Genomic DNA, 21,025 nt, shown 5'->3' with positions numbered 1-21,025 from the left:
CGCCCACAGACCTTGTAGGCAAACTCCGAAACTCGTGCTTGGACGCTCTGCCGCTCTATTGCGCTGTTTTTTGACGGGATACCCTCCGGACGTTGCTGACCCATTCAGCGATCGGGCTTGGTAACCCGGTGGAATAAGGCGCAACAGCGCACCCGACACGACTCAGGCGAAATCCCGTCCGAGCCCCTGTGTTATGGCAGCTGTGTGTGGGACGCTTTCGAGCGTGCCGGTTTCCTTGGTTCCCCGGTTTACCAACCTGCGCACAGCTGCCACCCATTCGCTTGGTATCGGATGCGGCAGCTCTCAAAATCAAGGGAACTGACAATGAACAATCCATCTGATCTTAAAACCATCGGCTTCACCCCTTGCCTCTACAACTCGGATCAAGCGTTTTTCAACGTCCGCTCCGGCATCCCGATCATCGATGCCTTGTCCCAATCCTCCGACCTGCTGTCCCTCGCCAAATCCTTCGCAGAAGACGCCGCCTTCATCAGAGACACTGACCGCAATGCCTGGGCCGCGTATTACCTGACGGTGATGGGCAAAGCCTTGATTGATGATGTGATCCAAGCGCTGATCCCACGACCTGCGCGGACGAAGACCGAGTCTGAAGCAGAGATACCTGAAGGCTTGTAAAGGTTTGAAGATCAAAAGATCGCAGCCTTCGGCAGCTCCTACATGGAATGCGAAACCTGTAGGAGCTGCCGAAGGCTGCGATCTTTTGATCTGAAGTTGCCGCCCACAAAAAAGCCCCCGCCAACCACAAGGCTGACGGGGGCTTTTCGGTTGAGGCCAGGCTTACATCTCCACCTGCGTCCCCAACTCAATCACCCGGTTCAACGGCAAATTAAAGAACCGCAAGTTGCCATTGGCATTCTTCAACATGAACGCGAACAGCGCTTCACGCCAACGCGCCATACCCTCGAGCTTCGAGGCGATGACCGTTTCACGGCTGAGGAAGTAAGTCGTGCGCATCGGGCTGAAATCCAGATCATCCAGATGACACAGCTTCAGCGCTTGCGGCACGTCCGGTTCGTCGGTGAAGCCGAAGTGCAGGATCACCCGGAAGAACCCCTCCCCGTGCGCTTCCACTTCGAAGCGTCGGGATGGTGGCACACGCGGGATGTCTTCGTAGACCACGGTCAGCAGCACCACTTGCTCGTGCAGCACTTGGTTATGCAGCAGGTTGTGCAACAGCGCATGGGGCACGGCGTCGGAGCGCGCGGTGAGGAACACGGCGGTGCCCTGCACACGATGCGGCGGTTGCACGCGAATGCTGCTGATGAAGATCGGCAGCGGTAGCGCGCCTTCGTCGAGACGATCGACCAGCAGTTCCTTGCCGCGCTTCCAAGTGGTCATCAGGACAAACAGCACAATACCCGCCAACACCGGGAAGGCACCGCCCTGGATGATCTTCGGTACGTTGGCAGCAAAGAACAAACCATCGACCAACAGGAACCCGAGCAGAATCGGCACCGCCAACAGCGGCGGCCATTTCCATAGCAGCAGGATCACCGCCGACACCAGGATGCTGGTGATCAGCATCGTGCCGGTCACGGCCACACCGTAAGCAGACGCCAGCGCGCCCGAGGATTCGAAGCCGATGACCAGCAGGATCACGCCCACCATCAGCGCCCAGTTCACCGCGCCGATGTAAATCTGGCCCTGTTCGGCACTGGACGTGTGCTGAATGTGCATGCGCGGAATGTAGCCGAGCTGAATGGCCTGACGAGTCAACGAGAACGCGCCGGAAATCACCGCCTGCGAAGCAATGACCGTGGCCAGGGTCGACAACACCACCAACGGCACCAGTGCCCAGTTCGGCGCCAGCAGGTAGAACGGGTTACGCGCCGCTTCCGGGTTTTCCAGCAGCAACGCGCCCTGACCGAAGTAGTTCAGCACCAGGGCCGGCAGCACCAGAATCAGCCAGGCGCGGGCGATAGGCTTGCGGCCGAAGTGGCCCATGTCGGCGTAAAGGGCTTCGGCACCGGTCAGCGCCAGCACCACCGCACCGAGGATCGCTACGCCCATGCCAGGATGTACGATAAAGAAGCGCACGCCCCACACCGGGTTCAATGCGCTCAGCACTTCAGGGTGTTTGACGATACCGTTAACACCCAAAGTGCCCAGCACCAGAAACCACGCCACCATTACCGGGCCGAACATCTTGCCGATGCGATCGGTGCCGTGCTTCTGAATCAGGAACAAGGCAACCAGCACGATCAACGACAGTGGCACCACCCAACGCTCAAGTCCGTCGAACGCCAGCTCCAGGCCTTCAACCGCCGACAGTACGGAAATGGCTGGCGTAATCATGCTATCGCCATAAAACAGCGCTGCACCGATCAGCCCCAGAATCACCAGCACCGTTTGCAGTTTCGGGTAGCGGCTGGATGCACGTCGCGCCAGAGCGGTCAGCGCCATGATCCCGCCTTCCCCCTGGTTGTCAGCGCGCAGTACGAACAACACGTACTTGATGGTGACGACCCAGATCAGCGACCAGAAAATCAACGACAGAATCCCGAAGACTCCATCGTGGTTGACCGGCACACCATAATGACCGGCGAAGACTTCTTTGAGGGTGTACAGCGGGCTAGTGCCGATGTCGCCGTAAACCACCCCGACCGCGGCGACCAGCATGCCGATCGGCTTTGCCGTCGAATGCTCGGCGCCCGCCGCCTGACTACTTGCCTGACCCATCCAACACTCCTACTTCTCAGAACCGGCTTCTTGGAATGAAGCACTATGCTTTGTGGTGCAGCATGCGCTGTTTTACCTGCTGTTACAGACGTTTTGTTGACTGTAAATAATCGGTAAAGCTCAACGGCGCGAAGCATAGCGCAGCACTCGTCGCATTTCCCGGCATAAAGCTGGTCAAGTGCGCTCCTCACCGCTAGAATTGCGCACTTTTTGATCAGAGGCGCGCCCTAAGCGCCCATCCGTCGGCTTGCCCACACGGCAAGCGGCGTCACAAAATACCGAGGTTAGACATGTCCACCACTCCTGCGCCGGCCAATCCAAAGGTTGGCTTCGTATCTCTGGGTTGCCCGAAAGCACTGGTCGACTCCGAGCGCATCCTTACCCAGCTGCGTATGGAAGGCTATGACGTGGTGTCCACTTACCAGGACGCCGACGTTGTGGTGGTCAACACCTGCGGCTTCATCGATTCGGCCAAGGCTGAATCGCTGGAGGTGATCGGTGAAGCGATCAAGGAAAACGGCAAGGTCATCGTCACCGGCTGCATGGGCGTGGAAGAAGGCAATATCCGCGACGTGCACCCGAGCGTGCTGGCCGTGACCGGTCCGCAGCAGTACGAGCAAGTGGTCAACGCTGTGCACGAAGTGGTTCCACCGCGTAAGGATCACAACCCGCTGATCGACCTGGTGCCGCCACAAGGCATCAAGCTGACCCCGCGCCACTACGCCTACCTGAAGATTTCCGAAGGCTGCAACCACAGCTGCTCGTTCTGCATCATCCCGTCGATGCGCGGCAAACTGGTCAGCCGTCCGGTCGGTGATGTACTCGACGAAGCTCAGCGCCTGGTCAAATCCGGCGTTAAAGAGCTGTTGGTGATCTCGCAAGACACCAGCGCTTATGGCGTTGACGTGAAATACCGCACTGGTTTCTGGAACGGCGCGCCGGTGAAAACCCGCATGACCGAACTCTGCGAAGCGCTGAGCACTCTCGGCGTCTGGGTCCGTCTGCACTACGTTTACCCGTACCCGCACGTCGACGAGCTGATCCCGTTGATGGCCGCAGGCAAGATCCTGCCGTACCTGGACATCCCGTTCCAGCACGCCAGCCCGAAAGTGTTGAAGTCGATGAAACGCCCGGCGTTCGAAGACAAGACCTTGGCGCGCATCAAGAACTGGCGCGAAATCTGCCCGGACCTGATCATCCGTTCGACCTTCATCGTCGGCTTCCCGGGCGAAACCGAAGAAGATTTCCAGTACCTGCTGAACTGGCTGACCGAAGCCCAGCTCGACCGCGTTGGCTGCTTCCAGTACTCGCCGGTTGAAGGCGCTCCGGCCAATGATCTGGATCTGGAAGTGGTGCCGGACGAGGTCAAGCAAGATCGTTGGGATCGCTTTATGGCGCACCAGCAGGCGATCAGCTCGGCCCGCCTGCAAATGCGCATCGGCCGTGAGATTGAAGTGCTGGTCGACGAAGTTGACGAGCAAGGCGCGGTTGGCCGCTGCTTCTTCGATGCGCCGGAAATCGATGGCAATGTGTTTATCGATAACGGCAGCAATTTGAAGCCTGGCGACAAGGTCTGGTGCAAGGTTACTGACGCTGACGAATATGACCTGTGGGCTGAGCAGATCTGATCTGAAGATCAAAAGCCCCTCACCCTAACCCTCTCCCGGAGGGAGAGGGGACTGATCTATGTGTTCTTGCGAGCTGCACCGACCTGAACGTTCGAGTCGAACTCAGGTTTTGAACAGCACGAAGATCAGCTCCCTTCCCCCTCGCCCCCTCCCAGAGGGAGCGGGGACTGATCGAGGTGTTCTTTCGAATTGCGGCGACCTGAAATATCGAGTCGGACTCAGGCTTTGAACAGCACGGAGATCAGCTCCCTTCCCCCTCGCCCCCTTGGGGGAGAGGGTGAGCTCTTGCTGGCGACAGAAGTATCCAGCAAGACACCGCAAAAAATACAAAAAGCCCCGCTCTTTTTACGAGATGCGGGGCTTTTTTACGGCTATCGTTTAGCGGGGGACGGACTCCCTTGAAACGGACAAGAGGCAGACGGGCATGCGTCACCATTCGGTCATCCACACGCCGAAACTCAGCGATTATCAGGAACTGACCCGGGTCTGGGAGGCCTCGGTTCGCGCGACCCATGATTTTCTGCCAGACAGCTATATCGAGCTGCTGCGCAATCTGGTGCTCACCCGCTATCTCGATGCAGTAATGCTGATCTGCACCAAGGACGCTAACCAGCGCATCACCGGGTTTGCCGGAGTTGCAGCGGGCAAGATCGAGATGCTGTTCATCGACCCCGCCCATCGCGGTCAGGGCCTGGGTAAAAAGTTGCTGACTTACGCCCTGCAGCATCTGAACGCCGATGAACTGGATGTGAACGAGCAGAACCCGCAGGCGCTGGGCTTTTACTTCAAGCAGGGTTTCGAGGTAATCGGCCGTTCGGAGGTGGATGGCATGGGGCAGCCGTATCCGTTGCTGCATATGCGCTTGCGGCAGAACCAGCAGCGCACCAGCAATGGCTGACACACCATAAAACCCTGTGGGAGCTGGCTTGCCAGCGATGCGGGCGCTGCGGTCTGCAAGAAATACCGAGGTGATGCCATCGCTGGCAAGCCAGCTCCCACAGGTAAAGCGAACAGCCTGTAAATGGAACCGGGCTTAACCGGCGCCACACAGGTACAATGCCCACCCCTTTTTTGTTACGGCCCTGTCATGACTGACCCGATTCGCCTCTCCAAACGCCTCATCGAACTGGTCGGTTGCTCCCGCCGGGAGGCCGAGCTGTTCATTGAGGGCGGCTGGGTCACCGTGGACGGCGAAGTGATTGACGAGCCGCAATTCAAGGTCGGCGACCAGAAGGTCGAGCTCGACAAGGACGCCAAGGCCACCGCGCCGGAGCCGGTGACCATCCTGCTCAACGCGCCGGCTGGCATGGATGTCGAGACCGCCATGCAATCGCTGAGCGCCGAAACCCTCAGCGAAGAACACCGCTTCAGCAAGCGCCCGTTGCGCGGGCACTTCCTGCGCCTGACCGCCAGCGCCGACCTGCAAGCCAAGGCTAGCGGCCTGCTGGTGTTCACCCAGGACTGGAAAATCCTCCGCAAGCTCACTGCCGACGCCGCGAAGATCGAGCAGGAATACGTGGTTGAAGTCGAAGGAGACATGGTCGCCCACGGCCTCAACCGTTTGCAGCACGGCCTGACCCACAAGGGCAAGGAGCTGCCGCCAGTCAAGGCCAGCTGGCAGAACGAAAACCGCCTGCGCTTCGCCTTGAAAAACCCGCAGCCCGGCATCATCGCCCAGTTCTGCGAAGCGGTTGGCCTGAAGGTTATCGGCATCCGCCGCATCCGTATCGGCGGCGTCTCGATCGGCAAAGTCCCGGTCGGCCAATGGCGCTACCTGTCCGGCAAAGAGAAGTTCTAAGACTTCCACTGCCGCCACACATTCCGGCAGTGCGCCCGCGCGCTGCCCACAACGCTTATCAGGATTACTCACATGATTCATAACGACGTATTGCGCAGCGTGCGCTACATGCTCGACATCAGCGACAAGAAGGTTGTCGAGATCATCCAACTCGGTGGCATGGACGTGGCCCTCGCCGACGTGATCACCTGGCTCGACAAGAAAGAAGAAGACGAAGAAGGTTTCGTGCGCTGCCCGGACGAAGTGATCGCACACTTCCTCGATGGCCTGGTGATCTTCAAGCGTGGCAAGGACGAAAGCCGTCCGCCGCAGCCGATCGAAGTGCCGGTGACCAACAACATCATCCTTAAAAAGCTGCGCGTGGCCTTCGAACTGAAAGAAGACGACATGCACGCGATCCTCAAGGCCGCCGAGTTCCCGGTGTCCAAACCTGAGCTGAGCGCGCTGTTCCGCAAGGTCGGCCACACCAACTACCGCCCGTGTGGCGACCAGTTGCTGCGCAACTTCCTCAAGGGTCTGACCCTGCGCGTTCGCTCGGCCTGATTCCCTTCTGCGGTGGCGACGGATGGTCGCCGCCGCAACGCATGACCGCTCATTCCCTCTGAAAATAGTGGCTCCGCTTTTCGCGGCTGACGACTAGGGTGTATTGATCCCTAGCACTCAGGACTCGCCATGCACCCGTATTTCTCCCTGCAAGGCCGCACCGCTCTAGTGACCGGCGGCACCCGTGGTATCGGCAAAATGATCGCCAAAGCCTTTGTCGAGGCTGGCGCGCGTGTCTACGTGTGCTCGCGCGACGCCGAAGCCTGCCATCAAACCGCGGAAGAACTCAGCGCCTTGGGCAAGTGTCACGGCGTGGCGGCGAATCTGGCGACGGAAGAAGGCGTGCAGGAACTGGCCGCGCGCCTGGGCGAGCAGATCACGCATCTGGATATTCTGGTGAACAACGCCGGCACTACTTGGGGGGCGCCGCTGGAGAGCTACCCGGTCAAGGGTTGGGAAAAAGTCATGCAGCTCAACGTGACGTCGGTGTTCAGTTGCATCCAGCAGTTTCTACCGTTGTTGCGCAAAGCGGGTTCGGCGGCGAACCCGGCGCGGATCATCAACATCGGTTCGGTGGCGGGGATTTCTTCGTTTGGCGAGCAGGCGTATGCCTATGGGCCGAGTAAAGCTGCCCTACATCAATTGTCGCGGATTCTCGCGCGGGAACTGGTGAGCCAGCACATCAACGTCAACGTGATTGCGCCGGGGCGCTTTCCGAGCAAGATGACCCAGCATATTGGCAATGATCAGCAGGCGTTGGCCGAGGATACGGCGCTGATTCCGATGAAGCGTTGGGGGCGTGAAGAGGAGATGGCGGCGTTGGCGATCAGTCTGGCGAGTACGGCTGGGGCCTATATGACCGGGAATATTATTCCGCTGGATGGTGGGTTCAGCCTCTAGGTCGGCGGTGAAGCTATCGCGAGCAGGCTCACTCCTACAGGGATTTTCAGCGAACACAGATTTTGTGTACACCCATGCCCCTGTAGGAGTGAGCCTGCTCGCGATGGCGTCAGCCCAGTCACCACCTGCCATAAGGGCTACCGGGTTATCATGCCCACCCCTGCCCCGCGTCGAATACACACCATGACTTACAGCGTCTCCCCCATCGGCTTCGTGCGCTCCTGCTTCAAGGAGAAATTCGCCATCCCCCGCCAACCGCAACTGGCCCCCGCCGCCCGTGGCGTGCTGGAACTGGTGGCGCCGTTCGATCAGGGTGACGCCGTGCAGGGTCTGGAACAGGTCAGCCATGTCTGGCTGCTATTCCTGTTTCATCAGGCACTGGAAGACAAACCACGGCTGAAAGTGCGCCCGCCACGTTTGGGCGGCAACAAGTCCATGGGCGTGTTCGCCACCCGCGCCACCCACCGACCAAACGGCATCGGCCAATCGGTGGTGAAACTGGACAAGGTCGAAGCCAATCGGTTGTTCATTTCCGGGATCGATTTGCTCGACGGCACGCCGATTCTCGACATCAAACCCTACGTGCCTTACGCCGATATCATTCCCGACGCCGCCAATAGCATCGCCAGCGCCGCGCCGCAGTTGATTGACGTGCAGTGGACGGACGCTGCACTGAAACAAGCGCACACACACGCTCAGCGCCTCCAAGAGCCGTTGGTCGAGCTGATCGAGCAGTGCCTGGCGCAGGATCCTCGCCCGGCGTATCAAACCCCGGCGCCTGAACGCGAGTACGGCGCGCAATTCTGGGATCTGGATGTGCGCTGGCATTACCCGACGCCTGAGCAGATCCGCGTACTCGAAGTCATTCCTGCCACAGCCTGAGGCAGCTCCTACATGGATTGTGGCAGGCATGAAGGAAATGTTTCGGGCATAAAAAAGCCCCCATTGCCTGCATAGGCAATGGGGGCTTTTTAAGGGGGGGCTTACTTCTCGACGAACGCACGCTCGATCAGGTAGTCACCCGGCTCGCGCATCCGCGCCGAGATCTTCAGGCCGAAGCTGTCGAGCACTTCGCTGGTCTCGTCGAGCATGCTCGGGCTGCCGCAGATCATCGCGCGGTCGTCCTGCGGGTTTATCGGTGGCAGACCGATGTCGCTGAACAGCTTGCCGCTGCGCATCAGGTCGGTCAGGCGGCCCTGATTCTCGAAAGGCTCGCGGGTCACGGTCGGGTAGTAGATCAGCTTGTCACGCAGCGCCTCGCCGAAGAACTCGTTCTGCGGCAAGTGCTCGGTGATGAATTCGCGATACGCGACTTCGTTGACGTAACGCACACCGTGAACCAGGATCACTTTTTCAAAGCGCTCGTAGGTTTCCGGGTCCTGGATCACGCTCATGAACGGCGCCAGACCGGTGCCGGTGCTCAGCAGGTACAAGTGCTTGCCCGGGTTCAGGTCGTCGAGAACCAGGGTGCCGGTAGGCTTCTTCGAGATGATGATCTCGTCGCCTTCCTTCAAGTGCTGCAGTTGCGAGGTCAGCGGGCCGTCCTGCACCTTGATACTGAAGAACTCCAGATGCTCTTCCCAGTTCGGGCTGGCGATCGAGTAAGCGCGCATGAGCGGCCGGCCGTTGGGCTGTTGCAGGCCGATCATCACGAACTGACCGTTCTCGAAGCGCAGGCCCGGATCGCGGGTGCACTTGAAGCTGAACAGAGTGTCGTTCCAGTGATGAACACTGAGGACACGCTCGTGGTTCATGTTGCTCATGTACGTTTGACTCCTGGATATTGGGTCTGCGCTGGCTTTTGAAGGCGACGGTGCGCAATTGCATCGCATTCTAATAGCGACGACAATATCTGTTAACTGGATTATTAAGATAAGGGTTATCGGTTATATCGATATGCGATTTACTCTCCGTCAACTGCAAGTCTTCGTCGCCGTCGCCCAGCAGGAAAGCGTATCCCGTGCTGCGGGTCTGCTCAACCTCTCGCAGTCGGCCGCCAGCACCTCGATCACCGAACTCGAGCGCCAATCCAGCTGCCAGCTGTTCGACCGTGCCGGTAAACGGCTGAGCCTCAACGCCCTCGGCAAACAGCTATTGCCGCAGGCGGTGGCCCTGCTCGATCAGGCCAAGGAAATCGAAGACCTGCTCAACGGCAAATCCGGGTTCGGCTCGCTGTCAGTGGGCGCGACGCTGACCATCGGCAATTACCTGGCGACCCTGCTGATCGGCAGTTTCATGCAGCGCCACCCGGAAAGCCAGGTGAAGCTACACGTACAGAACACGGCCAATATCGTGCAACAAGTCGCCCACTACGAAATTGATCTGGGTCTAATCGAAGGTGATTGCAGCCACCCGGACATCGAAGTGCAGAGCTGGGTTGAGGATGAGTTGGTGGTGTTCTGCGCTCCGCAGCATCCGCTGGCCAAGCGCGGCAGCGCGACCATGGAAGAACTGACTCGCGAGGCATGGATTCTGCGTGAACAGGGTTCCGGCACGCGGCTGACCTTCGATCAAGCCATGCGTCACCATCGCAGCGCATTGAATATCCGTCTTGAGCTGGAACACACCGAAGCGATCAAACGTGCGGTGGAATCAGGACTAGGGATTGGCTGCATCTCGCGGCTGGCGCTGCGTGATGCGTTCCGCCGCGGCAGTCTGGTGCCCGTGGAAACGCCGGATCTGGATCTGGCGCGACAGTTCTACTTCATCTGGCACAAACAGAAGTATCAGACTTCTGCCATGCGCGAATTTCTCGATCTGTGCCGCGCTTTCACCGCCGGGGTGCAGCGCAGCGACGAGATCGTTTTGCCGACAATCGCTTAAAGCAGAATCACTGCCCACACCAGCGCGATCATGCTCAATGCCACGAATTGTGCGGCGCTGCCCATGTCCTTGGCATTCTTCGACAGTGGATGCAGTTCCAGCGAGATGCGGTCGATGGCCGCTTCCACCGCCGAATTCAGCAACTCGACGATCAGCGCCAACAGGCACACGGCAATCAACAACGCTTGTTCGACACGGCTGACATTAAGGAAGAACGTCAGTGGAATCAGCACCACATTGAGCAGTACCAATTGGCGGAAGGCTGCTTCACCGGTAAAAGCTGCGCGCAGGCCATCCAGCGAGTAACCGGAGGCATTGAGGATACGTTTCAGGCCGGTCTGGCCCTTGAAAGGTGACATAAAGTAGAAACCAACCAAAAAGGAGTGGGAAAGCTAGATCAACAAAAGTCAAAAAAGCGTGAAGACGCCAGCCATTATTGGCTCGGAATTGACTCAAGTTGTTGCAGCAGTAAAGCCGCCTGCGTACGAGTGCGCACATTCAGCTTGCGAAAGATCGCCGTGACGTGGGCCTTGATTGTCGCTTCCGACACGCTCAGTTCATAGGCAATCTGCTTGTTCAACAGGCCTTCGCAGACCATGGTCAACACGCGGAACTGCTGGGGCGTCAGGCTGGCGAGGCCATCGCTGGCGGCTTTGGCTTCGTCGGAAACACTGACCGCCTCGAACGCTTGTGGCGGCCAGAACACATCGCCATCGAGCACTTTGCGCACGGCTTCCTGAATCACGCTGAGGTCGCTGGACTTGGGAATAAAACCACTGGCGCCGAACTCACGGGACTTGACCATCACCGAAGCTTCTTCCTGCGCCGAGACCATCACCACCGGAATCTGCGGGTACTGTCCCCGTAGCATGACCAAACCGGAAAACCCGAAAGCGCCTGGCATGTTCAGGTCCAGCAGGACCAGATCCCAGTCAGCCTTTTCGGTCAGACGCGTTTCCAGCTCGGCGATGCTCGCCACCTCCACGAGCCGAACATCCGGGCCAAGGCCCAGCGTCACCGCTTGATGCAGGGCGCTACGAAACAGAGGGTGATCATCGGCAATCAGGATGTCGTATGTGGCCATTTTTCAAATGATCCTGTTTTTGATGGCAGACCCGGAGCATTCCGGTCTGGCCAAAGCAACTCAAGATGCCGCTTTCAAGCGATATCCACAGGGGCACGTTCAACGCCAATCATCAGCAAACACGGCGTTTCAAACCTTGGCCGCACCCTAATCGGCGCCAAGCATGCCCAGCGAAGACGGGGTGGTCAAGCAGCACGGCCGCTGGCTTGTACAGTATGGGCCACTATTGGGCCAACTCCGGCTGCGGCTTTCGTATATAGGGCAGCAACTCGGCGTGAGCCGGCGTCGATTCATTCATGTCCAGTTGCTGTTTGGCGCCGAGGTAATGCTGGCTGAACACGTCGAAATAGGCGTCCAACGCCGAGGCGGCGTCGCTGTCACCGGCCAGCTCTAGGCACAACGCCGCGACTTCGGCGGTGCACAGGTGCTCACTGCGGGTCGAACGGCGCAAGCGGTAGCGCGAGAGCTTGTCGGGCAGCAGGCTGAGGATTGGCAAACGGTCGAAATACGGGCTCTTGCGGAAAATCTTCCGAGCCTCGGTCCAGGTGGCGTCGAGCAGAATGAACAGCGGGCGCTTGCTGCTATCGATGGCGACGGTGTTGGTTACTCGCGAGGGCTCCACGTATTCGCCGGGAAACACCAGATACGGTTGCCATTGCGGGTCATTGAGCAGCGCCAGCATCTGCGGATCGGGCTCGGTACGCGACCAGATAAACGCATGGTTATCGCGAACCACATCGGCAATCAGCCAACCGGTGTTGCTCGGTTTGAACACTTCCTTGCCGGTCATGATCAGGCATACGCCGGAACGCGTTTCGACGCTCGGCCGCCACGCGCACAAACAATGGCTGATGATCACCCGGCAGTCGCGGCAACGCTCGGAGCGAAAGCCACGAGCCTGAATCGGCTTGATGCCTTCATCTTCGCGCTGATCGCGCAGACGGGCGACGGCGTTAGGGGCATGGTTCATCGCGGATAACGCCGAAAAGCAGGAAAACTCGACACGAACAACACTCGGCAGGGCAATAAAGGCCGGCAGTTTACCAGAGCGACGGGCACAAGCCTGTACCCTCCCGACCGGCTCCCCTATAATTCGCCGCCACTGAACGCACAGTCACGTGGCTGGTCGAACCACCAGTCACTGAACCAGGAGAGTTTCATGCTGCGCCTTATCGTTCCCACCGCTGCCATTCTGCTGGCGTCGTCCTTCACCGCTCAGGCTGCATCGCTGAGTGAGCAGAATCTGAACCGCGAGCTGCGCAACGTCGCCGCACAAAGCAGCGTCGGCACGCCACGCGCCATCAGTGAAGACATTCTTGATCAGGGTTTCACCGTGGAAGGCACGCAGTTGATCAACCACCTGAGCGTGCAGAAGAGCCACGCCGACAAAATGCGCGCAGACCCTAAAGCCGTGTATTTCCAGTTGGGCGCCTCCGTGTGCAACAACCCGTCGTTCCGCAAGCTGATGGCCAAGGGTGCGATCATGCGTTACGACTTCACTGAAGTGAAAACCAACAAAGCGATCGGCTCCGCCAGCTACCAGGAATCGGATTGCCCGAAAGCCGCCCCGGCGAAGAAGAAGTAATCATCGCGAATTGGCGCGCCGCTGTTCATCCTCGGCGCGCAGTTCGGCCAGCAAGGCCTGTAGATAGTGTGAACGGCGCTCGCCGCCCGCCAACCGCCGGCAGCACTCCTCTTCGAGACTGAGTTGATTGGTCTCGGCTGCCGCTTTCAACATTCGATACAGCTGCGTATCGATCTCCAGAATCACTCTGGCCATATGTCCCGCCTCCTTGCCACCCACGAATCCTTGAATTGCATGCGCCTGGCGTACGATCGTTGACGCAAAGCTGTCGTACGGCGCCTGTACGTTAGTTAATCAGAGGGATTGCCCCTCGGCGCACGTTCGGACGAGCGGTGAAGCAACACGCGGAAAATCAATAAACGATTGCCAGCCAAAACTTTACAGCGCAATGATCAAGTCAGCGCAAATGCGCGCGAGGGTCTAGATTCAGTGTATTCCCGATCTTTTTTCAACGGCAGGCAAGGAACTGCCGATCGTGTGTTTTTTGCAGCGCGGCACTGACGCCGCTCGTCAGGGCCGACGCCCTGTGCAGAAGGAGACGTTGAATGCCTTACCAACCGAATGACTTGCTCAGTCGTCATTTTCAGGAAAGCGGCCCCGACCTCATCAGCAAGGTCGAAGAACAACTCAACCGTGTTTCCCCCAACAGCCCGAATATCCCTATCTACCGCGACATGATCCTGACCGTGCTGCGCATGGCCCAGGAAGACCACAACCGCTGGAACGCCAAGATCACCTTGCAAGCCCTGCGCGAACTGGAGCAGGCGTTTCGGGTACTGGAGCAATTCAAGGGCCGACGCAAAGTCACCGTATTCGGTTCGGCGCGCACACCGGTCGAACATCCGTTGTATGCGATGGCCCGCGAACTCGGTGCAGCCTTGACCCGCTCGGGAATGATGGTCATCACCGGTGCTGGCGGCGGCATCATGGCCGCCGCGCACGAAGGTGCCGGCCGCGATCACAGCCTCGGGTTCAATATCACCCTGCCCTTCGAACAGCATGCCAACCCGACGGTGGACGGCACCGGCAATCTGCTGCCGTTCCACTTCTTCTTTACCCGCAAGTTGTTTTTCGTCAAAGAGGCCGACGCACTGGTTTTATGCCCCGGTGGCTTCGGCACGCTGGATGAAGCGCTGGAAGTGCTGACATTGATCCAGACCGGTAAAAGTCCATTGGTGCCGGTGGTGCTGTTGGATGCGCCAGGCGGCACGTTCTGGCAGGGCGCGATGGACTTTATCCGCCAGCAACTGGAGAGCAACCGCTACATCCTGCCGACCGACATGAAACTGATGCGACTGGTCTACAGCGTCGACGAGGCGGTGGAGCAGATCAACCAGTTCTACAGTAACTTCCACTCCAGTCGCTGGCTCAAGCGACAATTCGTGATCCGCATGAATCATAAACTCAGCGATCAAGCGCTGGAGCACATGCAGGAGGCCTTTGCCGATTTGTGCCTGAGCGATCGGTTTCATCAACAGGCCTACGCCGGCGAGGAACACGATGAAGCGCAGTTCAGCCATCTGGCGCGACTGGCCTTCGCTTTCAACGCGCGCACTCACGGGCGTCTGAGGGAGTTGATCGATTACATCAACCTGCCGGAAAACTGGGCAGATTCCCAACCGCAAACAGCGCAACGCAGCCGCGAACCGTCAAAGGCAATTTGAGGGCAAAAAAAAACGGCCCGCTATTTTCATAGCGGGCCGTTTTTATTGAATCGGTTTAATCGTCTATCCCTCGACCGCTGAACAAGCGGTTGATCATCTCCATCGAAAACCCCCGATAGGCCAGGAACCGGCCCTGTTTGGCCCGTTCTTTCGCATCAATCGGTAAATGCCCGGAGAACTTGCGTTGCCACGTCTCCTGCAATTGCTCCTGCCAACTGATACCGCTTTCGCGCAGGGCGAGTTCGATATCGGCGCGCTGCAAACCGCGCTGGCTCAGCTCTTCGCGAATCCGCAGAGGGCCATAGCCGGAACGGGCACGGTAGGAAACAAAGCTTTCAAGGTAACGGGCTTCGGAAAGCAGCCCCTCTTCCGTCAAACGGTCGAGGGCTGTTTCGATCATCTGCGCCTCAGCGCCGCGTTGACGCAGTTTGCGCGTCAACTCGACTCGACCATGCTCGCGACGTGCGAGCAGGTCCATGGCAGTTCGCCGCACCGCGACGAGGGTATCGAGTACTGCAGTGGTCATCGCTGCAATCAGATGTCAGCGTCGGCCAGGTCGTCTTCAGTCTCTTTGACTGCTGAGGCCTTGGAGTCGATCACGGCTGGAGTAAGCAGCTTGTCACGCAGTTGCTTCTCGAGCTTCGCGGCAATTTCCGGGTTGTCCGCCAGGAACTTGGCCGAGTTGGCCTTGCCCTGACCGATCTTGGTGCCTTCGTAGGCATACCAGGCGCCGGACTTCTCGACGAAACCGTGCAGCACGCCCAGGTCGATCATCTCACCGTTGAGATAAATGCCCTTGCCATAAAGAATCTGGAACTCGGCCTGACGGAATGGCGAAGCGACCTTGTTCTTCACAACCTTGACGCGGGTTTCGCTACCAACCACTTCGTCGCCTTCTTTCACCGCGCCAGTACGGCGGATGTCGAGACGGACCGAAGCGTAGAACTTCAGCGCGTTACCACCGGTAGTGGTTTCCGGGCTGCCGAACATCACGCCGATCTTCATACGGATCTGGTTGATGAAGATCACCAGGCAGTTGGCGTTCTTGATGTTACCGGTGATTTTACGCAGCGCCTGGGACATCAGACGGGCTTGCAGGCCCACGTGCATGTCACCCATTTCGCCTTCGATTTCAGCCTTTGGTACCAGAGCTGCCACGGAGTCGACGATGATCACGTCAACCGCGTTGGAACGCACCAGCATGTCGGTGATTTCCAGTGCCTGTTCGCCGGTGTCCGGCTGGGACACCAGCAGGTCGTCGACGTTGACGCCCAGCTTGCCGGCGTATTCAGGATCGAGGGCGTGTTCGGCGTCGACGAATGCGCAGGTCGCGCCGGCTTTTTGCGCCTGAGCGATCACGGACAAGGTCAGTGTGGTTTTACCGGAGGATTCAGGACCGTAGATTTCAACGATACGGCCTTTTGGCAGGCCGCCAATGCCGAGCGCGATGTCCAGACCCAGAGAGCCAGTGGAGATAGCCGGGATCGCCTGACGGTCTTGATCGCCCATACGCATCACGGCACCCTTGCCGAATTGACGTTCGATCTGACCCAGGGCCGCAGCCAAGGCTTTCTTCTTGTTGTCGTCCATTAAAGTCCTCACGTAATCAATAAGGCCTGACGGCCAACACCTGTATAAGTAGCCAGTATTATTCCACAGCGTTCGCGGATCGCCTACCCCTGATTTTCGATTTCTCGTGCCGCTAGTCGCAGGAGCCCCTCTAGCGCGGCCTTCACCGTTTGTCGGCGGACGTCATCGCGGTTGCCGGAGAAGTGCTGAACCTCACTGGTGACCGTTTCACCAACGCCCCACGCCAGCCACACCGTGCCGACCGGTTTGTTGGGCGATCCACCGTCCGGCCCGGCCACACCACTGACGGCTACGGCAAATCGCGCCAGGCTTTTGTCCTGAGCGCCACGCACCATCGCCTCGACCACCTCGCGACTGACCGCGCCCACCGTTTCGAACAACTCGGTCGGCACATTCAATTGCTGGGTTTTCTGCCGATTGGAGTACGTGACGTAGCCAGCCTCGAACCACGCCGAACTGCCCGGGATCCGCGTAATGGCTTCGGCAATCCCGCCACCGGTACACGATTCAGCGGTGGTGACGTGGGCATTGAGCAGTTGCAGACGTCGGCCAAGGTCGGCGGCCAGTTGAGTGATCTCTTTCACGGCGTGCTCCGGATCGTGTGGAATGCCTCCACCGTACACGAGCCGGTTGCGCTTTCAATACACAGACTCATTCAAAATGTTCGGGCGCCAGCGCTCTGACATAGGCCTGACAAGCCTGCAAGGCGATCAGTCCACGGTCGCCGGTGTCGGTGATGGCGATAATTCGTTGAGCATGCGCCGGGTCAAGTCGGGCGCGTACGGTTGCATGATCCACGCCGCTGGCGCCGGCGGTGGCTGGCACGTTGCAGCCTGGGGCAACGTCGCTGGCGTCGAGAAGGACTGACAGGCGCACATCAGTAGTGGCAAGACGATCGCGCAGGCGATCCTGATCACGTTGGGCATCGCTCAGCGCTCGGTAGTGGGTTTGTTCACTGGTCGCGAGCCGTTGCTCCAGCGCCAGACGTTTATCCTGCTCAGCCTGTTGCGCAGTGGCGGCGGTCTGCGTCAGTTGATTGAGGGTTTCGGCGTTTAACCGGGCCTGCTCGGCCAGCTGTCGGCCGTAGTGCCACTCCTGAAATTGCCAGGCCGCTGCAAAGGCACCAGCAGCCAGCAACACAACAGCGATCACTCGCCAGGGGATTGGCATAGCACCGCCCTCGCCCGTGCCCAGATTTCCAGGCGATCCTGTAAACCGTTCAACCCGCCGTTGATGCGACGGGTAATGGTGTTGAACTGATCGCGATCAGCCAGTTCGTTCAAGCCGTTCTGCTCCCAGAACCATGCCGCAGACTCGGCGGCCCATTGTGGCTGTTCGAGCAGTTCGGGCAGGGACAACAGACGCTCATCGCCGAACAGGCCAACGCTGCACTGGCGATAGTTGCTGCGGCCAGTGATCTGGATCAGCCCGCGCCCTCGGTATTTTTGCCCGTCGCCGTCAGCCTCTGGTGTGTTGCCCAGACGCAAGGCCAACGTACCGGTGTCGTATTTGCTCAGGTATTGGTTGTTGCCCAGTTCGCGCACGTAGCGCAATTGCCCGGACTCGTGACCGACTTGCGCAAGGAACGCCGCGACGCGTTTGGGCGAGTCGATATGACGGCGCGTCATCGCGCTGTTGAGTGCAGAAACAAAAACGCCCGCTTGGGAGCGGGCGTTGGGCATGATGTCGATAAGGTTGTTTTCAGTTATTTGCATAATGCTTGATCCTCCCTGGATATTGCCCCGATTGAATCACGGTTGACGGTTAATGCCTGTCAGCCATTTTTTTGCCAGAGTTTTCAGGGTGCTCTGCTCTACGGCCTCTCCAAGTGCTCCCCCGGGGGACTGCACTTGACCGCCCGATAAAAGCCACTCCTGATATTCAAGCCAGTCACGATTGGTTGGATCGGGTGGGATGAACGCGAAATCCTCCGTGCGCAGCACACCGCAAGCGGTCAACTGATAGGTCATGAATTCTCTCCTAGATTTCTGCGTCTGCTGTCCATTCCAGTTGCAAGGTTTGCCCAGGGGCACTTCCTACAGGCGTGACAGTTGCGAATGAGATACTGCGATCCGTTACACCTTGCAATGTAGTGCCAGTGCACGCCTTGCTAATTGTTTGATTCCAGACTTGATTGCTGCTGTCAGCCGGGCAATACGCGGTCACGGTGGGCTGAACTCTTTTCTGCACCAGAAAACCGATGGTCATACCGTATTGCCCCATGTTGCCTGACGGTACTTGGGTGAACGTCGAAATACAGGTGCTGGTTCCGTTGTTTGCCTTGACCGGTATTCCGCTCGCAAAAGACTTTTCGTAGTAGCGCTGACATAGCATCAGTTCTTCGACAATTGGTCGAACTTCGAAAGGCGTGGAAACAGGTCCCTCCTCTAGCTGCACAAGGGTCAGATCGACCGTCTGCAAAGCATTCAAAGGCAGGTCGAAAGACAATGTCAGGCAATCGCTGGCCCCTTGCATCTTTCCGGAAATGGCAGGCACTTGAAACGTTGCTGTATGTCGGCTCCACGTTGTACTTAGCTGAAAGACGTCAACAACCCTCACAACCGCGGCCGATCCTCCCACACCGAATTGTTGGGCGATGGCGACTTGTAATGGCCGCGCGGCATCGGATCGCGCCCAGAACGTCAATGTTGCAGTCCTACCGGCGAGTGTTCTGACCGATTCGATACTTTGTGAAATCCTGTGAATCGTTGCCCCTGCGCCTGCCGCAGTTTGTTGCCAGCGCAAGAAGCAGGCAGGTTCACCAGGAACCTCCCCTTGGCCGAGTGGAAACGTCTGGCGAGTGATGCTTACCCCGGCGTTGCCGTTCCAGTCGCAACGAAAACGGTCCGCCACATAACCACCGATATTAGGAGCCTGATTGCTCGCCCCACGTTGCCAGATTCGGAAGTCGCCATTAATGAGCAAATTCCTGCGATACACCTGCACAGGGAATTGTTGCATCGGGTCGGGTCTGGACAACTGCCGGATCGCTTGAGCCAATTGGTCGGTCTGCTGCTCATCCGGGCTCAACCCCGCTGCGGTAATCGCGCTGAGAATTTCCTGGGTGACACTGTTGCCCCAGCTCGCTGGGATCAATGATCCCGGTGTTCCAGCGATGGCATCTTCATCGACAAACTTGCCGTCAACCAAGCCTGAGCCGGGGACACTTCTTGGGTAATCCATGTATATCTATCCTTGATTGAAGGGCGAAGCGCTCAGCCATTTGCCCGTAGCAAACCGTCAAGCCAGTCAGGTTCGAACGGGCGCGAGCGGGCATCCGGGAAGTCCGGCTGATTGGGCCAGTCGCGCAGTGCTTGCCGGTAGACCAGAAGCTCTTTGAACTCCTCGGTACGCAGGGTTGTGCCCTCGCCCATTTCCAGTTCTTCGGCATCGCGAAGGACTAGCCACTGAGTCAGCTCCAACGCCTTGTCGCGCCACATTCGTTCTTGCGCGTCACTGGACGGTTCCGCCAAAAAAAACCGCTCCGGTCGTCCTTCACTATTCAACGACAGAACCGTACCTTTCGGAGCATTCGATACCAGCCCGCAGTACTCACCTTCGCTGAGTGCAAACGCGTCGGAAGGAATACTCACTCCGTGTACATCCGAATGATAAAAACCAGAAGTTGCCGGCGAAAAATAATACATAGTCAGTACCCTATTCCTATGATTCGGGCGGAAATGGAAGAGTTGGAATAATCAGGACAGCGCACATTGATGCCCACTTTCCTACTTACTGTTGAAGTATCGTTCCACGTCAAGAAGGTTGCCGTTGAACCACCTTCATGGGTGGCGACCGCGAGAAACATCGCATTGGGAAATGCGAGTGGCCATAAATTCAGGTCACCACAATTGTTGTTGCCTGACTGACTGGCGCTGCCGTTAATCCACTGGATGATCAACCCTCCCATCCAAGAGGGAAAAACGATGTAGCCTGAAATGCCCAGATTTACCTTGAATCCAAGTCTAAGTTTTTTCGGAGTCACAATAGACGCGTCGCTAACGCCAGCATTGACCTCTGCCTGAGAAGCAACTCTTGCTATGCCTACGATGGACTCTGTCGCCTGTTGGATTTTCTTCGCAATGGATTGGACTACGCGCAACGGTGTCATTAACTTGGTGGTACTGGCACCAGACTCCGCGTCTTCTTGACTGGCCAGGCTTTCACTGTATTTCTTCGAGATCAGCGTATTAATTGCTGCTCTTAACTGAGTGTTATCGGCTTCGTCCGCGACTGCTCCCGAGGTTCTGATGACTTCAAGAATTTCCTGCGTAACGCTATTTCCCCAACTCGCTGGAATCAACGATCCCGGCCTACCACTCAGCGGGTCTTCATCGACAAACCGACCGTTTACAAGACCGGCACTGGGCACACTATTTGGGTAATCCATTAAATTTCTCCCGTTTTTTAAACAAGCCACTCTGGCCCTGAAGGCCGCCAATCTGCTGTCAACAAACGCGCATCGTTGCAGACCCTCCACGCCATAGCCTTCAAGCTCTGACAGGCAGCCGAATACCGACAGCACCAGGCCGTCTACGAGGCTTTAATCAATTGAGTTGCGCTTATGAGATTGGTGAAACAACCTGTTCGGCAGGCGTCGCGGGCTATTCACTCGCTTTTGAGTTCGTGTCGATGAGCGCGGAACATGTCCACCTGCCAACTACCAACCGAGCGACCGACATCAACCCCACGCCCCTCATCGCACACTCT

The 21,025-nt window shown here is 58.2% G+C and carries 26 protein-coding genes; 11 read left to right on the top strand and 15 right to left on the bottom strand.

Features of this window, described 5'->3' with window-relative positions:
- The first annotated feature begins 324 nt into the window (after nucleotides 1-324).
- Nucleotides 325-636: a DUF3077 domain-containing protein gene (locus CKW14_RS27755; RefSeq protein WP_176471351.1), complete on the top strand. Its 312-nt coding sequence runs from the start codon at nucleotides 325-327 to the stop codon at nucleotides 634-636.
- Nucleotides 637-798: 162 nt separating this feature from the next.
- Here CKW14_RS27755 and CKW14_RS27750 read toward each other — a convergent pair whose 3' ends face one another.
- Nucleotides 799-2,700 (bottom strand): potassium transporter Kup, encoded by a 1,902-nt coding sequence (locus CKW14_RS27750; protein WP_095126536.1) that lies wholly within the window; start codon nucleotides 2,698-2,700, stop codon nucleotides 799-801.
- Between the two features lie 290 nt (nucleotides 2,701-2,990).
- Between CKW14_RS27750 and rimO the strand changes: the two genes are divergently transcribed.
- The 6 genes from rimO (at nucleotide 2,991) to tsaA (ending at nucleotide 8,451) form a co-directional block, all read left to right on the top strand.
- Complete coding sequence (gene rimO, locus CKW14_RS27745; RefSeq protein ID WP_095049100.1) at nucleotides 2,991-4,328, top strand: 30S ribosomal protein S12 methylthiotransferase RimO; 1,338 nt, start codon at nucleotides 2,991-2,993, stop codon at nucleotides 4,326-4,328.
- Between the two features lie 424 nt (nucleotides 4,329-4,752).
- The gene (locus CKW14_RS27740; RefSeq protein ID WP_095050448.1) at nucleotides 4,753-5,226 is read left to right on the top strand and encodes a GNAT family N-acetyltransferase; all 474 of its coding nucleotides are present in this window, start codon (nucleotides 4,753-4,755) and stop codon (nucleotides 5,224-5,226) included.
- A 189-nt stretch (nucleotides 5,227-5,415) separates the two neighbouring features.
- Nucleotides 5,416-6,126 carry an rRNA pseudouridine synthase gene (locus tag CKW14_RS27735; protein WP_095126535.1) on the top strand — a complete coding sequence of 237 codons (711 nt, stop codon included), beginning with the start codon at nucleotides 5,416-5,418 and terminating at the stop codon, nucleotides 6,124-6,126.
- 72 nt (nucleotides 6,127-6,198) lie between these two features.
- The gene (locus tag CKW14_RS27730; RefSeq protein WP_095126534.1) at nucleotides 6,199-6,669 is read left to right on the top strand and encodes a DUF1456 family protein; all 471 of its coding nucleotides are present in this window, start codon (nucleotides 6,199-6,201) and stop codon (nucleotides 6,667-6,669) included.
- A gap of 129 nt (nucleotides 6,670-6,798) precedes the next feature.
- Nucleotides 6,799-7,569: an SDR family oxidoreductase gene (locus CKW14_RS27725; RefSeq protein WP_093436415.1), complete on the top strand. Its 771-nt coding sequence runs from the start codon at nucleotides 6,799-6,801 to the stop codon at nucleotides 7,567-7,569.
- Nucleotides 7,570-7,752: 183 nt separating this feature from the next.
- Nucleotides 7,753-8,451 (top strand): tRNA (N6-threonylcarbamoyladenosine(37)-N6)-methyltransferase TrmO, encoded by a 699-nt coding sequence (gene tsaA / locus CKW14_RS27720; RefSeq protein WP_095050446.1) that lies wholly within the window; start codon nucleotides 7,753-7,755, stop codon nucleotides 8,449-8,451.
- Nucleotides 8,452-8,552: 101 nt separating this feature from the next.
- Here tsaA and fpr read toward each other — a convergent pair whose 3' ends face one another.
- Nucleotides 8,553-9,332, bottom strand: a complete 780-nt coding sequence (gene fpr, locus CKW14_RS27715) for a ferredoxin-NADP reductase (RefSeq protein WP_007908723.1) — start codon at nucleotides 9,330-9,332, stop codon at nucleotides 8,553-8,555.
- Nucleotides 9,333-9,465: 133 nt separating this feature from the next.
- Between fpr and CKW14_RS27710 the strand changes: the two genes are divergently transcribed.
- Nucleotides 9,466-10,392 carry a LysR family transcriptional regulator gene (locus CKW14_RS27710; RefSeq protein WP_095050445.1) on the top strand — a complete coding sequence of 309 codons (927 nt, stop codon included), beginning with the start codon at nucleotides 9,466-9,468 and terminating at the stop codon, nucleotides 10,390-10,392.
- Here CKW14_RS27710 and CKW14_RS27705 read toward each other — a convergent pair.
- Together CKW14_RS27705 and erdR are read right to left on the bottom strand one after the other, a co-directional pair.
- Nucleotides 10,389-10,751: a diacylglycerol kinase gene (locus CKW14_RS27705; RefSeq protein ID WP_003222276.1), complete on the bottom strand. Its 363-nt coding sequence runs from the start codon at nucleotides 10,749-10,751 to the stop codon at nucleotides 10,389-10,391. The genes CKW14_RS27710 and CKW14_RS27705 overlap by 4 nt on opposite strands.
- 74 nt (nucleotides 10,752-10,825) lie before the next feature.
- The gene (erdR, locus tag CKW14_RS27700; RefSeq protein ID WP_095050444.1) at nucleotides 10,826-11,476 is read right to left on the bottom strand and encodes a response regulator transcription factor ErdR; all 651 of its coding nucleotides are present in this window, start codon (nucleotides 11,474-11,476) and stop codon (nucleotides 10,826-10,828) included.
- Here erdR and CKW14_RS30075 point away from each other — a divergent pair.
- A complete protein-coding gene (locus CKW14_RS30075; protein ID WP_156685511.1) occupies nucleotides 11,469-11,627 on the top strand; it encodes a hypothetical protein in 159 nt (52 codons plus the stop codon). The genes erdR and CKW14_RS30075 overlap by 8 nt on opposite strands.
- 72 nt (nucleotides 11,628-11,699) lie before the next feature.
- Here CKW14_RS30075 and CKW14_RS27695 read toward each other — a convergent pair whose 3' ends face one another.
- Complete coding sequence (locus CKW14_RS27695; protein WP_034154936.1) at nucleotides 11,700-12,446, bottom strand: tRNA-uridine aminocarboxypropyltransferase; 747 nt, start codon at nucleotides 12,444-12,446, stop codon at nucleotides 11,700-11,702.
- 189 nt (nucleotides 12,447-12,635) lie between these two features.
- On the opposite strand from CKW14_RS27695, the gene CKW14_RS27690 reads away from it, so the two are divergent.
- Nucleotides 12,636-13,061 carry a PA3611 family quorum-sensing-regulated virulence factor gene (locus CKW14_RS27690; RefSeq protein ID WP_016985722.1) on the top strand — a complete coding sequence of 142 codons (426 nt, stop codon included), beginning with the start codon at nucleotides 12,636-12,638 and terminating at the stop codon, nucleotides 13,059-13,061.
- Here CKW14_RS27690 and CKW14_RS27685 read toward each other — a convergent pair whose 3' ends face one another.
- Nucleotides 13,062-13,256 carry a hypothetical protein gene (locus CKW14_RS27685; protein WP_077571372.1) on the bottom strand — a complete coding sequence of 65 codons (195 nt, stop codon included), beginning with the start codon at nucleotides 13,254-13,256 and terminating at the stop codon, nucleotides 13,062-13,064. It lies immediately after the preceding gene.
- 350 nt (nucleotides 13,257-13,606) lie between these two features.
- Between CKW14_RS27685 and CKW14_RS27680 the strand changes: the two genes are divergently transcribed.
- On the top strand, nucleotides 13,607-14,725 hold the full coding sequence (locus CKW14_RS27680; protein ID WP_095050443.1) for a TIGR00730 family Rossman fold protein: 1,119 nt from the start codon (nucleotides 13,607-13,609) through the stop codon (nucleotides 14,723-14,725).
- A gap of 55 nt (nucleotides 14,726-14,780) precedes the next feature.
- On the opposite strand, the gene recX is transcribed toward CKW14_RS27680, so the two are convergent.
- The 9 genes from recX to CKW14_RS27635 form a co-directional block, all read right to left on the bottom strand.
- Nucleotides 14,781-15,251 carry a recombination regulator RecX gene (recX, locus tag CKW14_RS27675; RefSeq protein WP_095050442.1) on the bottom strand — a complete coding sequence of 157 codons (471 nt, stop codon included), beginning with the start codon at nucleotides 15,249-15,251 and terminating at the stop codon, nucleotides 14,781-14,783.
- Between the two features lie 8 nt (nucleotides 15,252-15,259).
- A complete protein-coding gene (gene recA / locus CKW14_RS27670; RefSeq protein ID WP_007908746.1) occupies nucleotides 15,260-16,315 on the bottom strand; it encodes a recombinase RecA in 1,056 nt (351 codons plus the stop codon).
- 83 nt (nucleotides 16,316-16,398) lie between these two features.
- Nucleotides 16,399-16,899, bottom strand: coding sequence for a CinA family protein (locus CKW14_RS27665; RefSeq protein WP_095126533.1), 501 nt, complete (start codon nucleotides 16,897-16,899; stop codon nucleotides 16,399-16,401).
- Nucleotides 16,900-16,966: 67 nt separating this feature from the next.
- Nucleotides 16,967-17,485 (bottom strand): lysis system i-spanin subunit Rz, encoded by a 519-nt coding sequence (locus tag CKW14_RS27660; RefSeq protein WP_095126532.1) that lies wholly within the window; start codon nucleotides 17,483-17,485, stop codon nucleotides 16,967-16,969.
- Entirely contained in the window at nucleotides 17,464-18,030 is a 567-nt protein-coding gene (locus CKW14_RS27655; RefSeq protein ID WP_095126531.1) for a glycoside hydrolase family 19 protein, read from the bottom strand. Before CKW14_RS27655 ends, CKW14_RS27660 begins: the two co-directional genes overlap by 22 nt.
- A 36-nt stretch (nucleotides 18,031-18,066) precedes the next feature.
- On the bottom strand, nucleotides 18,067-18,285 hold the full coding sequence (locus tag CKW14_RS27650; protein WP_095050438.1) for a hypothetical protein: 219 nt from the start codon (nucleotides 18,283-18,285) through the stop codon (nucleotides 18,067-18,069).
- Between the two features lie 10 nt (nucleotides 18,286-18,295).
- Nucleotides 18,296-19,498 (bottom strand): carbohydrate-binding protein CenC, encoded by a 1,203-nt coding sequence (locus tag CKW14_RS27645; RefSeq protein WP_095126530.1) that lies wholly within the window; start codon nucleotides 19,496-19,498, stop codon nucleotides 18,296-18,298.
- A 32-nt stretch (nucleotides 19,499-19,530) separates the two neighbouring features.
- A complete protein-coding gene (locus tag CKW14_RS27640; protein ID WP_095050436.1) occupies nucleotides 19,531-19,962 on the bottom strand; it encodes a phage tail assembly chaperone in 432 nt (143 codons plus the stop codon).
- Nucleotides 19,963-19,964: 2 nt separating this feature from the next.
- The gene (locus CKW14_RS27635) at nucleotides 19,965-20,705 is read right to left on the bottom strand and encodes a hypothetical protein (protein ID WP_095050435.1); all 741 of its coding nucleotides are present in this window, start codon (nucleotides 20,703-20,705) and stop codon (nucleotides 19,965-19,967) included.
- Nucleotides 20,706-21,025: the final 320 nt, after the last annotated feature.

Source organism: Pseudomonas sp. Irchel s3a12, from assembly GCF_900187485.1.
Classification (GTDB): Bacteria; Pseudomonadota; Gammaproteobacteria; order Pseudomonadales; family Pseudomonadaceae; genus Aquipseudomonas; species Aquipseudomonas neuropathica.
Note: the sequence above shows the minus strand (reverse complement) of the source record. Positions and strands in the feature narration are given on the sequence as shown.